Here is a 12,079-nt window from a genome sequence, read left to right as displayed (position 1 = left end):
AATTGAGAAAATTTGATATGGATAAAATACCCTAGATGAATAAAAGGTAAAAAGTTATGAATTTTCCGTTTTTTATTGCTAAATCATATAATTTTTTGTATATTGTTAACAAAACATAAATTGAAGGAGGGATGGAGGTTGAAAAAATATTATAAGGAGTTTATTACTTTTCCTGATGTAATTGTTATGCTGATCATTTTTGCAAGTTTAATTGCTTTTACAATACCTCAATTACTTACTTGGCAGGCATGGATTGCATTGTTGATTGGAATGCTGACATATGCATTAAGCGAATATATGATACATCGTTTTTTGTTTCATATTAAAAAGCCGGATAATCTATTTTTACTAAAAATAATTAAGCGCTTACATTATGATCATCATGTAGATCCGAATAACGTGAAGTTGCTTTTTTTACCATTATGGTTTAGTTTACCTAATTTCACAATTTTAGCAGGCGTATTTTACCTTATTACTAGGAATATGGATCTTACAATTGCTTTTGCTACTGGAGTTGTTGGGTATTTTCTATACTATGAATGGAAACACTTTATCGCACATAAGCCAATTCAACCACTTACTAAATTAGGAAAGAAAATTAAAAAAACCCATCTTTGGCATCATTATAAAAATGAAAATTATTGGTTTGGTGTAACGCATACCACTGTAGATAAAACAATGGGAACATACCGTGATCATACAGAAGTTGAAAAAAGCGCTACGGCTAGAAACCTAGAAAAGCGAGCATAGATTGCGTAGTTTAAAAGAAAAGTTAACTTCTAATTAACTTTATAGACTTAGATTTAATTAAAAAGGGGATTACTGAAGGAGCAGAAGGGTTCCGATTAAGTTGTAGCAGTCGAGAAGCGCTTATTTCTTCCATTAGAAATGTATATCATCAACAATTTGAATTTGCCGACGAAATTGTTGAACAACTATTTAAAGATGTTGAAACAGATTGTAATGATAGGAAACAGAAAATTAGAGGGAGTTTGTTGGATAAGGGCATTCATGTAAGTTAGCGGGATAGTGATATCGTTTATCTCATCTATAAAGGTTATAAAAATACAGAAATTGCTAATGAATTACAGTTATCGGAGAAGACGGTAAGAGATTATGTGAGTAAAGTATATAAAAAACTTCATACGAATAATCGAGATAAAATTAGAGAATATGTAACTCCCATTTTAAATGAGGAAGAGCTGAAAATACACCCACAATCTCTCTCAGATGGGGAGCCGACTTTTACTAAATTATCTTTTTGGATGATAAACTTTAAGCTTGAGGTTATTTCAAGCACCAAAGAGTTTTAGGGTTTAATTATAGATCAACTGTGTTATTGCCTGATTTTTACTGGAAAAGAGATGAAAAAATAGTAGAGAAAAACACCAGAATCGTCATAGGAACGCTTACTGGTGTTTTTCGTTTTCTAATTGACTTGTGTGATTGTTTTTCAAAAACATATAAAGGGAAGCCCCGAAGATAATAATATATCCCATTATGCTTAGCACATCAGGAATTTGTTCAAATAAAACGATACTAATTAGAGCTGAATAAATAACTGTAGAATAGAAAAAGATCGAAATTTCTTTAGCTGGCGCGTATTTATAAGCAATGGTAATGCCAAATTGCCCCACTGTGGCAAATATGCCTGCTGTTAAAAGATAAATCCATTGTTGCCAAGACATTGGTTCGTAAAATATGATTACAAAAGGTAATAAAATCATTGTAGTAAAAAATGAAAAATAAAAAACAACTGTATAAAATTGTTCTTTTCTGCCTAATACTCGTAAAACAGTATAGGCACCTGCTGCAAACACAGCCGAGAAAAAACCGGCGATATAAGGGATGATGTCCAAAGAAAAGACTGGTTTAATAATAAATAATGTACCAATAAACGCAATAGTAATGGATATTACTTGAAATGGTCGTGTCCTCTCTTTTAGGAATATAGCAGCAAACATAATTGTTAGAAATGGGCTCATTTTATTGAGCATATCCGCATCTGACAAGACCAGATGATCAATTGCGTAAAAGTTTAGAATTACTCCGATTGCCCCAAGGCTTGACCGTAACAAAAGGTATTTTTGATTTTCTTTCCTTCCGAAAAGTCGTGCTCCATAATATTTAACAAGACCGAACGCAATAATCATGGAAATAACATTACGAAATAATGTTTTCTGTATAGTAGGCACGTCCCCTGAAAGTTTGACAAATGCAGCCATCATTGAAAAACCAAATGCCGATAATAATAATAGAAGAATTCCTTTATTTCGATTACTCATTTTGTCAACTCCAATAACTATTATGTTTGTTGATGTTTGACATTGCTTTGTTTTAATAATGATACTACTGGTAGTTCCAGTTAGGTATTGCAGAATATGAATCTAAACATATTAACTATTTTTTAAAAATACCGCTTTTTCATTGTGGCTTTGCTTTACCTTCTTTTATAATAGAACGTAATATGAGTATACAAAAATACATTTTGTCATAAACAGGTCATGATGTCTACTAAAACGGGTTTGATTTAAGATGTGGAAATATCTATGTACCATGTTAAGAAAATGTGAAATTTTAGCAGAGTAGCGAATATGGTATCGCATAAATCCTACATTTATTGTATTTATACCCGGCACTAGTGGACCCGGGAGAAACGATTAAGCTTGGTAATGGAATGAATTCGGATGCTGAAATAGGACCACTCGTTTCAAAAGAACAATTTGACCGAATACTTAACTATATTCAGATTGGAAAAAGAATGGCAAGCCCACATAGCTGGAGGAGAAAGAACATTTTTGTTCTAAATTTCAGATCACTAAAAGTTCATTGATGAAATGGATGAACAATTTGAAAAATATGGCATTCAAGGACTGGAAACCTCAACATAACATAAATCCTATTCTAAAGAACTAAAAGAAACAGCTGTTAGAGATTATCTATCCAGTAAGTACTCCCTGTATGAAATTGTTCAAAAGTATAAAATCTAGAAGAGGTCCGTGCTCCAACGATAAGAAAAGGTTGGATTGTCATTTACACAAAATTATTGACACTCCCATATTCAGCTGGGACAGATATGGTGTTATAGGTATGTTCATATATCAATTTTCTACTTATTTATTTATCGTAGCTTTTTTTAATCTCGTTTTCTCATGTATTAGGGATACGATGGCGTTAGGGCTATACATTTTGCTTGCGGCAGTCATTTCAGTTAGCATGTCTATTTCTTCTTTAAGGGAAGCTTATTTAAAGGGATTGCTATTCTTTTCTTTAACCCGAATATATTGCCTAGTACGATGTTAACTTTAGCATTGATTGTTTTGTTGTTCATGGCAGGTTGGTTTTTTACAATACGGAGAGAAATTTATAAATAATTATCATGAGTGAAGAGGGGAAATGATGAAATTTATTATTAAAAGTATTTTAAAAAATATGTTTGAAAAGAAATTTCGCATCTTTTTAATTATCCTTTCCATCACAGTCTCTACATCATTGTTTTTTGCCTCCATAGCGATACCTGATACACTGGGAAAAATCTACACGGTAAAGTTGGCAATGCAATAAGTCACAAAATATAATTTACTTTATTGAAAGTACGACATGAAACACCTTCAAACTGAAGCTAGGTATGGCTACTGCTTGAGTAGGGTTTGCAGGTGTTTTCTCGAATATTTTCATTCAATGCTTGATCAGTTGTTTCCATAAAGAATGAGATTTAGTATATTCCAATATATATACTGCAGTGCGTTACATGCCGAAGGGGGTAACATCATAACAGAACAGTTTTACCAAGCATCTGACATTTTAGATATTTGTATATTAGCGGGTGGATTAATGTTAAAGAGCAGAGCAGAGACGTATCGGGTAGAAGATACTGTTACGTGTATTGCTCACAGCTATAGCATTTCACATGTCAATGTATTTGTCACACCTACCGCGATTATTATGACGATGGATGATCCGGAATCCCCAACATGTGGCGGAGAATGTGTTGAATCTTGAATTCACGGCTGAAAAGCCAAATGAAAAATGGGTAACAGATGTTACAGAATTCAAATATGGTTCCTCAAAGAAAGCTTATTTAAGTACGATTCTTGATTTGTATGATAGCTCCATTGTTAGCTATGTTTTAGGACATTCCAATAATAATAACCTTGCGTTTAAGAGCTTGACCAAGCTATAGAGCTTTTAGAAGGAAACCCTCCATTACTTCATAGTGATCGCGGGTTTCAGTACACATCTCATGGGTTTAAACGAAGAATTGATAAAGCGGGAATGACACACAGTATGTCACGAGTTGGTAAATGTATTGATAACGGACCAATGGAATCTTTTTGGGGAACACTCAAAAGCGAAAAGTATTATTTACATAAGTATGAGACATTTGAGGAGCTATCTAAAGCGATGGATGAGTACATATATTTTTATAATCATGATAGATATCAAGAACGATTAAACGGCCTTAGCCCTATGGAATATAAAGCTAAAGCCGCTTAGGCACTTTTTATTATTTCCACTGTCTACTTGACAGGGTGCAGGTCATTTCTGGACAGCCCCTTCTTTTTCTTTTATGGAATGAGCTTCAAGTAGGCTTTTTACTTACAATACCATTTCTCTTTTCAATCGACTTCTGTATGAAAGATTGGAAGTAGTTTTGCATTACCCTTTAGCTGGTGCACAAGTTCTTTTTCCTAACGCTACCATTATAATCATGCCAATGGTACATGCACTGCCCAGTTACTGAAAATAGCCAAAAGGCTCTTTTAACCAATAGACGGTGGTGAGGACAGCTGCTAATGGTTCAAGACTTCCTAATAGACTTGTTTCTTTTGGAGTAAGCGTTTGTAAACTCTCTATATAGAACCAAAATGCGAGCATTGTGCCAAATATGATGACAAATAAGATATATAGATAGGTGTCTACCTTCAACTTGTAAACTCAATATGCCATGGAGGGTGGATAGTACTTAACGAAATACCACCAATAAGCATAGCCCAGCCTACGACAACAAAGGAATCAAATTGTCTTAATAAATGCACTGCATACAACGTATAAAAAGCTAATGCTACACCTGATAAGAAACCCCATCCTATTGCGGAATAGGTACAGATAATTGGTCGATGGAACCGTTGGTCAGTAATAAAAAGCAGCTAGCTAATACAAGTAATACTGTAGTGGCATCTTGCATAGTTAAACTGGCTTGCTTTCTTATCACATAATAAAGAATTATCATTACAGGTGCTAAATATTGTAAAAGTATTGCAACAGATGCATTTCCGTGATTAATAGAAGCCATATAAGTATATTGAACAGCAAGCATACCGAATAAACCAAAAATAATTAAAGAAAGAGCATTTCGTTTACTTTTCCAAATGAACATAATTTGAGACCAATCTTTCAAGAAAAATTGAATGCTCAAAAGAAGTATACCAGCGGAAAGTAGACGAGTAGCTACGAACCAATTTACTTCTATATGATATGGTTGAAATAAATATTGAGAGACAGTACCTCCTACACCCCAAAAAGAGGCCCCAGTTATAACTAAAAGCAAGCCTCTAATTCTTGCTGTCTGATTCATTTTTTATCTTTCCACATTTAACGAAAACGATTATAAATAGTCAAATCTAGCATCTAAATACTATAAGAGAAGTTATGTTTTGGCAAACCCAAACTGGTTCTAATAGTAGAGCTCTCAGTAGAAGCATTTTTAAGTGAAATGAGTAGCATATATGGTCATTTGATAAAGTTTCATTTTAAATCAGATGTTTAAGGAAATAATGTGCTGGAAACAAAAATATAAGTGAGTTTTAAGCTTGGTTTAACAGAAGAATTAACTGTCTGCGCTCATCTCTTTTTTATAACTCTGTTATAGAAGGCGAAAATGGATGATTAAAATGAAACTAACTCCATTTGACAATGTTTTAGAAGTAGAAATTCAAGAAAAGGCTATAGGAAGGAGAAGATATTCACCAATTTAAAGAATTTTTTATGATGAAACGACAACAACATAGTAAGATAAATATTTTACTTGTTATGGATGAAATGTAAGGTATGAATCAAAGGGAATTAAAGAAGATTTAAACTAGGGAAATATGTAAGGATATAAATAAAATTGCTATTGTAAGTGATGAAAAATGGATAAAAAAGATTCTAAAGCTTGAGAGCCTAATACCAGGAAAAAAAATAAAACACTTTCCAATAGAAAAATTCCAAGCCGAGCATTGGTTGGTAATATAAAAAAGTATAAGTCAAGCAGGCAATTCACAGCCAGCTTGACTCCATTTACAAAGAAAATAACGATGGAATGATATATATCTTAGCGCCATTAATATCCCATACAATCCACTTCAAATTTATGTTATGATTATTTTATACTTTTCCATGGGAGAGGTAGCACCTCTGAGCTGGAAGTAGTCAATTAACATAAATGCTCATAAACGTGCTTTAGGATAAAAGTTTTGACTTTGTACTATAGGAAAATATAAAATTTTAGGGTTTATAGTATAAGAAAAACTATAGCTTTCGCCATAAAGACTTGGCGACAAGCCAAGTTTTTCTAATGTGAAGGTTTTAGAGGTAAATATAGAATATTCTTTTTAAGAAAATGTTCAAAAGGCCTTGTAAAATGATGTTTCGAACGTTGACTCGACAGAAAGTGCGAGTAAGTTGCAACAGGATGGATTAGACTTACGACAGCAATAACCATATGAGAAAAAAAGTGATTTTCTTTTTCGGGACTAGGAAAACGCTGGACAGTAAATATCGTTAATTTTCAGGGACAAGGCTTCCGTAAGGATACATCGCGGTCATTTAAGGACGCCCACGATTTAGCCGATCTAAGGTCTATCATCCTCTTTTTGAACACGTATTTAAATAGGAAAAATTGTAAAATCCCTCTATAAATTTATGTATAAGGATGGTTGTGCATGATTGAACTTATAGCTACAGCAGAATCGTTAGAGCAAGCTGAAGCATTAATAAATGTTGGTATTGATACATTGTATGTTGGAGAAGATAGGTTTGGTCTGCGGTTACCGACCTCTTTTTCTCAAGCAGAGCTTAAGGAAATTACCGATCTTGCCCATCGTAATCAGAAAAATGTTTGTGTCGCAATGAATGCAATTATGCATAATGATCGGATCAAATTGGTTCTTCCATATATGGAATTTTTACAGGACATTGGAGTAAATTCAATTACAGTAGGTGACCCTGGTGTTATTCATCTGTTAAAAACAAATCAATTGAATTTGTCGTACATTTATGACCCACATACGATGGTTACTAGTGGGAAGCAGGTTAACTTTTGGGCAAAGCGTGGAGCTGTTGGAGCTGTGTTAGCTAGAGAGTTGACGTATGAAGAATTAACAGCAATTGCAGCTGAAGCAATGGTGCCAGTCGAGGTTTTAGTTTATGGTGCAACATGTATTCATCATTCAAAGCGTCCATTAGTTACCAATTATTTTAATTTCATGAAAGTACAGCAGACGGACAGTAACAATCTATATTTGTCTGAGCCTAAGAAACCCGGTACTCATTATTCCGTATATGAAGATATAAATGGAACGCATATTTTTAATACGGACGATATTAATTTGTTGCCTTATTTAGAAAAAATGTATCTCGCTAATATAAAGCGTTGGAAATTGGATGGCATTTTTACACCTGGAGAACATTTCGTTAATATTGTAAGCCTTTTTGTAAAAGCAAAGAAAGCTTTAATGAAAGATAATTGGTCACAGTCATTAGTAGAACAATGGAATGAACAAATCTGCAAGCTTCACCCGCAGCAGCGAAGCTTAGATGAAGGATTCTTTTTAAAAGATCCAGATGAAGTTAAATAATGGTAGTTAAAATCTGTTTAAAGGAATGAAAGGTTAGGGTAAGAAATGAGAAAAAAGTTAAAAAAACCAGAAGTTTTAGCTCCGGCTGGAACGCTGGAAAAGTTAAGAACAGCCATTCATTATGGTGCAGATGCTGTTTATATTGGCGGTAATGCATATGGTTTACGGAGTAGAGCAGGAAACTTTACTTATGAAGAAATGCAAGACGGGGTAAGATTTGCAAAAGAAAATCAAGCACATGTGTATGTTGCTGCTAACATGGTTGCTCATGAAGGAGATATGGAGGGAGCTGGTGATTTTTTTCGGAAGATCAGAGATATTGGTATTCGAGCGGTAATTGTATCGGATCCTGCTTTAATAGAAATTTGTGTAACGGAAGCTCCTGGGTTGCCAATTCATTTATCCACCCAGTCATCGGCAACTAACTATGAGACTCTTAATTTTTGGAAAAATGAAGGATTAGAACGAGTTGTTCTTGCAAGGGAAGTAAGCATGGACGAAATTAAAGAAATAAGACAACATACGGATATAGAAATAGAGGCATTTATTCATGGGGCGATGTGTATTTCATATTCTGGCCGTTGTACATTATCGAATCATATGTCCGCACGAGATGCAAATCGGGGCGGGTGTTCTCAATCATGCCGTTGGAAATACGATTTGTTTGAAATGGATTTAACTGGGAAACGGCAAACTGTTTTTAGTGATGATGCAGATGAGCCTTTTTCTATGAGTGCGGTGGATATGTCGATGATCAATCATATTCCTGATTTTATTGAAAATGGTGTTGACAGCTTAAAAATAGAAGGCAGAATGAAGTCTATCCATTATGTTTCGACAGTATCGAATGTTTATCGTAGTATTGTAGATGCATATTGCAATGATCCGCATAACTTTGTGTTTCAGCAAGTATGGGAAGACGAGTTGTGGAAAGTAGCTCAACGGGAACTAGCGACTGGATTTTATTATGGAGTTCCGGATGAAAAACAGCAATTATTTGGTAAACGAAGAAAAATTCCTGTTTATAAATTTATCGGACAAGTTCTTAATTATGATGAAGCAACAAAAATTGCAACCGTTCAACAGCGGAACAGTTTTTCGGTAGGGGATGAGGTTGAGTTCTATGGCCCTGAATTCACTCATGTATATCAAAAAATAAATAAGATGTGGGATGAAAGTGGAGAACTAATTGAACGGGCTGCACATCCTATGATGACAGTAAAAATAGAAATGAAACAACCTGTAAAGGCTTTAGATATGATGCGGAAACGAAAATAATCGTTTGTATGAGCTTGTTAACTGTGATTTAAGATAATGCACATGAATCTTTTTCTAGTTATTCATCGTATTACAGTGCTATAAGGAGGCAAAATCATGGTTAAGAAGCTCAGTTTGTTAGTTGCACTATTAATTGGCATATTGATGATCCCTATTCCAGTTTTGGCAGTAGATTATTCTATAGAGCAAAGTAAAATCGATGCTTATTTACAGGAGGATGGAGAGGTACAGGTAACTGAACAGCATACGTATCAGTTTGATGGCAAGTTTAATGGAATTACCCGTACAATAATACCAAAAAAGGGAACTTCTATCTATGACATGAAAGCTTCAGAAAAAGGAAGAACATTAGAAGTAGCACAGGGTGGTAATGAATATAAGATATATCGCGGCGGAAAAGACGAGAGAGTAACTATTCAATTAACATATATTATTAAGGATAGCTTAAAGGTTTATTCAGATGTCGCTGTATTCAACTGGCCTTTTTTTGATAGTAGCAATGAATCTGATTATGAACAGCTAGATGTTTTTATCCATCCTCCACAAAAAACAGAAGCAGTAATTGCCTACGGAGAAGATGAAGCTTTTTCTAAAGAAAAGATGGAAACAGGCGGAGTGGTTCATTTTTCGATGGGATTTGTCAATAGTGGGGAAGATGGTGATATTCTTGTTGCTTATGATAGAGCGCTTTTTCCCGGTGTTTTGCTAACTGAAGACAAGTCCATGCGTGAGAATTTACTGTCTATAAAGCGAGAACTAGTTGCTAAAGAAAGGGCTTTTGTCAAAAGACAATCCGTTTTAAATGATATTTCGCCTTATGTGATAGGTGCATTTACTATTTATTTAGCTGGATTGTTGTTACTTGCATGGCGCAAAAGGCATAGGAAGAAGTTACAATTAGAGCAGCAATATTGTTCTCCATACTTTTTACCAAAACAAGAGATGAGTCTTCCGGCAACCATTGTTTATATGAGTAGGGGGAAAATGGATGCTGAAATAATGACCGCTGCTTTACTTGATTTAGAACATAAAGGATACGTTAAACGAGACAGTCATGATACCTTTACAGTTGTTGATTATGATACAGACCATAGACATGAGGCAGTTCTTATTGATTGGCTGTTTTACACTGTTGGAAAAAATGGTGTATTTCGTACTCAAGATTTAAAAGCATATACGAAGAAAAAATCAAATCTAGATGTTTATCAACGAAAGATGGAAGATTATAAATATGCAGTGAAAGAAGAAATAGATAGTCATCAATTGATTGATAACAAACTGGGTATCCGTATACCTATTGGACTATCAAGTTTGCTTATCCTTCCATTTATTATTATTTTCGCAATCCATGGACTGTATGCGAGTATGACATTATCCATTATCTACTTTAGTTTACTTATTTTATTTGCGATCATATATCGACCCCGTACATTAAAAGGTGCTCGTATTTTTAGGCAGTGGAAAGAATTTCAGGAAAAATATCCTCAGGTTGCATCAACCGACTGGGACACTCTTGTTGATGATGAGCAAAAACGTGCTTTTATTTACGGATTTGGTGTCAATGATAAGCAAATAAAAGAAAAGAATAGAGAGTTATTTCAAAATCACACTCCACAAGCAAATGATACTAACGCAGACTTAATTATGATGGTACTTATTGCATCTGCCATTAACCAACAATTCGATCGTGCTAATTCAACTGTAGCTGCAGCCTCGGAAGCACAAGCAGCCAGTAGTGGAGCAGGAACAGGTATTGGAGGTGGAGGTGGCGGTTCCGGAGCTTTCTAATGGTTTCGTTGAACTGTAGAAAATGACGACAGAACTAGTTTCTTTCGTCATTTTTTCATGTTAAGAAAGATTTAAAATTAGGGTTGTTTTCGCATTGTACAGATAGTTAAGTTTTTAATAAAAGAGCAATTTGTTAATTAGTTAAGGATAGGTCGATGAATGTGCATTGCCTAAACAAATAAAATATGAGTAAACTTGTTTTATTACGTTTACAGTCTTTTTCCAAGTGGTAATGAAAAATATATTTGAAAAACTTGATTAGTGTTTATGTGAGTGGAGAAAGGAAAAATGCATATATAAAAAAAATTGACTATACCATTTTTTTACCTTCTTTACTATTGATTATTAGAATTAGCATTCCTTTATCTAGATATAAAACTGGTTAAACAAAGAGTGTAATTGGCGTGCATGAATAAAATAGATAAGTGATAAATCCCCCTCTGCTTGCAAAGAGGGATTTTGTATGATCTTTTATCCCGCATGTAAGGTGCCGTAAGACTCCTACTTTAAGAACCTGAGTTGATACAACAGGGTCTAAGTGGGAAAAAACGGCACCTAAATGCCCGATTCGTTCAACTAACCATGAGTGGGGAATGAAAGAAAACGCCCATTCATGGAAGTTTCACTTTATTTACGGTTCTTTTATCTCGCATCTAAGGTTCTGTAAGACTTTCAATAGTTATAGAGAATATGGAGAAATCTAAGTAGGAAAAAACGGCATCTAAATATCCGATTCGTTTGGATCGACAGGACAAGAAAGACTACGACAGCAATGCATCGTACGCAGAAAAAGCGTACTTCTTTTTCAAGGACAAGAAAGACTACGTCAGCAATGCATCGCACGCAGAAAAAGTGACCTTCTTTTTCAAGGACAAGAAAGACTACGTCAGCAATGCATCGCACGCAGAAAAAGCGTACTTCTTTTTCAAGGACAAGAAAGACTACGTCAGCAATGCATCGCACGCAGAAAAAGCGTACTTCTTTTTCAAGGACAAGAAAGACTACGACAGCGATACTTCGCGGTTTTTCAAGGACAAGAAAAAGCTTCGGAAGTAAATATATCGCACGCAGGAAAAAGTGTCCTTCTTTTTCTAAGGATAAGTCAGACTTCTTGAATAGGCATCGCATGTAGAAAAAGTGCTTTTCTTTTTTAACGCCAAACGAGCTACAAC

11 protein-coding genes and 2 pseudogenes are annotated in these 12,079 nt (G+C 34.6%); 11 read left to right on the top strand and 2 right to left on the bottom strand.

From position 1 onward, the window contains the following. Positions 1–186 precede the first annotated feature (186 nt). Together KQI21_RS11665 and KQI21_RS16870 are read left to right on the top strand one after the other, a co-directional pair. Entirely contained in the window at positions 187–750 is a 564-nt protein-coding gene (locus KQI21_RS11665) for a sterol desaturase family protein (RefSeq protein ID WP_373687666.1), read from the top strand. Between the two features lie 284 nt (positions 751–1,034). After that, positions 1,035–1,313 carry a response regulator transcription factor gene (locus tag KQI21_RS16870; protein WP_216484431.1) on the top strand — a complete coding sequence of 93 codons (279 nt, stop codon included), beginning with the start codon at positions 1,035–1,037 and terminating at the stop codon, positions 1,311–1,313. Between the two features lie 96 nt (positions 1,314–1,409). Here the strand turns inward: KQI21_RS16870 and KQI21_RS11655 are convergent, their stop codons facing one another. Next, complete coding sequence (locus tag KQI21_RS11655; RefSeq protein WP_216484376.1) at positions 1,410–2,285, bottom strand: DMT family transporter; 876 nt, start codon at positions 2,283–2,285, stop codon at positions 1,410–1,412. A 356-nt stretch (positions 2,286–2,641) separates the two neighbouring features. Here KQI21_RS11655 and KQI21_RS16865 point away from each other — a divergent pair, with 356 nt between their 5' ends. The 4 genes and pseudogenes from KQI21_RS16865 to KQI21_RS16200 form a co-directional block, all read left to right on the top strand. Next, a complete protein-coding gene (locus KQI21_RS16865) occupies positions 2,642–2,833 on the top strand; it encodes an aldehyde dehydrogenase family protein (protein WP_373687665.1) in 192 nt (63 codons plus the stop codon). Positions 2,834–3,399: 566 nt separating this feature from the next. After that, positions 3,400–3,564 (top strand): hypothetical protein, encoded by a 165-nt coding sequence (locus KQI21_RS11645; protein WP_216484374.1) that lies wholly within the window; start codon positions 3,400–3,402, stop codon positions 3,562–3,564. A gap of 144 nt (positions 3,565–3,708) precedes the next feature. Then, positions 3,709–4,002 carry a threonine/serine exporter family protein gene (locus KQI21_RS16440; protein WP_216484373.1) on the top strand — a complete coding sequence of 98 codons (294 nt, stop codon included), beginning with the start codon at positions 3,709–3,711 and terminating at the stop codon, positions 4,000–4,002. Next, a pseudogene (locus KQI21_RS16200) lies at positions 3,968–4,497 on the top strand (IS3 family transposase); the annotation flags it as partial. The gene KQI21_RS16440 and the pseudogene KQI21_RS16200, both read left to right, overlap by 35 nt. Positions 4,498–4,740: 243 nt before the next feature. Here KQI21_RS16200 and KQI21_RS11625 read toward each other — a convergent pair. Further along, positions 4,741–5,578: pseudogene (locus KQI21_RS11625) on the bottom strand (EamA family transporter); the annotation flags it as partial. Positions 5,579–6,090: 512 nt separating this feature from the next. On the opposite strand from KQI21_RS11625, the gene KQI21_RS16860 reads away from it, so the two are divergent. The 5 genes from KQI21_RS16860 to KQI21_RS11600 all read left to right on the top strand — a co-directional run bounded on the left by KQI21_RS16860 (position 6,091) and on the right by KQI21_RS11600 (position 11,963). Beyond that, a complete protein-coding gene (locus KQI21_RS16860) occupies positions 6,091–6,237 on the top strand; it encodes a SpoIIAA family protein (protein ID WP_216484430.1) in 147 nt (48 codons plus the stop codon). A 689-nt stretch (positions 6,238–6,926) separates the two neighbouring features. After that, positions 6,927–7,841 (top strand): peptidase U32 family protein, encoded by a 915-nt coding sequence (locus tag KQI21_RS11615; RefSeq protein ID WP_216484370.1) that lies wholly within the window; start codon positions 6,927–6,929, stop codon positions 7,839–7,841. 45 nt (positions 7,842–7,886) lie between these two features. Next, on the top strand, positions 7,887–9,119 hold the full coding sequence (locus KQI21_RS11610; protein ID WP_216484369.1) for a peptidase U32 family protein: 1,233 nt from the start codon (positions 7,887–7,889) through the stop codon (positions 9,117–9,119). Between the two features lie 96 nt (positions 9,120–9,215). Next, on the top strand, positions 9,216–10,907 hold the full coding sequence (locus KQI21_RS11605) for a DUF2207 domain-containing protein (protein ID WP_216484368.1): 1,692 nt from the start codon (positions 9,216–9,218) through the stop codon (positions 10,905–10,907). Between the two features lie 738 nt (positions 10,908–11,645). Further along, the gene (locus KQI21_RS11600) at positions 11,646–11,963 is read left to right on the top strand and encodes a hypothetical protein (protein ID WP_216484367.1); all 318 of its coding nucleotides are present in this window, start codon (positions 11,646–11,648) and stop codon (positions 11,961–11,963) included. Positions 11,964–12,079 lie beyond the last annotated feature (116 nt).

Origin of the sequence: Virgibacillus proomii, assembly GCF_018916875.1 — a bacterium.
In the GTDB taxonomy this organism is placed as follows: Bacteria; Bacillota; Bacilli; order Bacillales; family Amphibacillaceae; genus Virgibacillus; species Virgibacillus proomii_B.
Note: the sequence above shows the minus strand (reverse complement) of the source record. Positions and strands in the feature narration are given on the sequence as shown.

What these genes read in the sequence shown, in the direction of transcription:
- KQI21_RS11665 (WP_373687666.1), top strand. Translation starts at nt 187, where the DNA reads ATGCTGATCATTTTTGCAAGTTTAATTGCTTTTACAATACCTCAATTA.
- KQI21_RS11655 (WP_216484376.1), bottom strand. Translation starts at nt 2,285, where the DNA reads ATGAGTAATCGAAATAAAGGAATTCTTCTATTATTATTATCGGCATTT.
- KQI21_RS11645 (WP_216484374.1), top strand. Translation starts at nt 3,400, where the DNA reads ATGAAATTTATTATTAAAAGTATTTTAAAAAATATGTTTGAAAAGAAA.
- KQI21_RS16440 (WP_216484373.1), top strand. Translation starts at nt 3,709, where the DNA reads ATGAGATTTAGTATATTCCAATATATATACTGCAGTGCGTTACATGCC.
- KQI21_RS11615 (WP_216484370.1), top strand. Translation starts at nt 6,927, where the DNA reads ATGATTGAACTTATAGCTACAGCAGAATCGTTAGAGCAAGCTGAAGCA.
- KQI21_RS11610 (WP_216484369.1), top strand. Translation starts at nt 7,887, where the DNA reads ATGAGAAAAAAGTTAAAAAAACCAGAAGTTTTAGCTCCGGCTGGAACG.
- KQI21_RS11605 (WP_216484368.1), top strand. Translation starts at nt 9,216, where the DNA reads ATGGTTAAGAAGCTCAGTTTGTTAGTTGCACTATTAATTGGCATATTG.